1 protein-coding gene is annotated in these 391 nt (G+C 59.1%); it reads left to right on the top strand.

Going from position 1 to position 391, the window contains the following annotated elements; genetic code table 11:
- A partial coding sequence (locus AB4Y31_RS31850) for a DUF6492 family protein (protein ID WP_368677431.1) occupies positions 1 to 391 on the top strand: 391 nt, incomplete at both ends.

Raw genomic sequence — 391 nt, 5'->3', positions numbered from 1 at the left:
CATCAGATCAGCGCCATCCTGCCGGTCAAGACGCGGGGACGGCATTACGCCGACAACATCGGCCGCTGCGACATCCTGTTCTCGTCGCTGCGTCACTTCACGACGCCCAAAACGTTTCACCGTTTCGTGATCGTCGTGCCGCACGAGGAACTCGACGAGGTCAAAGGCTACGCGAAGGCGTGGTCCGATTTCCCCATCGAAGTGGTCGACGAATCGCTGTACATGGGCATTTTTGCGGAGTTCTCGCAGCGTCACCAGATCCGCAACTGGCACCGGCAGCAGATCATCAAGCTAAATGCGCCCGAATGGATCGAGACCGAGTATTTCCTCGTGCTCGACCCCGACTGCTTCGCCACGCATCGCTTCAGCGCGGATACGCTGATTCTCGACG

Origin of the sequence: Trinickia sp. EG282A (genome assembly GCF_040965455.1) — a bacterium.
In the GTDB taxonomy this organism is placed as follows: Bacteria; Pseudomonadota; Gammaproteobacteria; order Burkholderiales; family Burkholderiaceae; genus Trinickia; species Trinickia symbiotica.
This window is presented reverse-complemented; position numbering and strand designations above follow the sequence as displayed.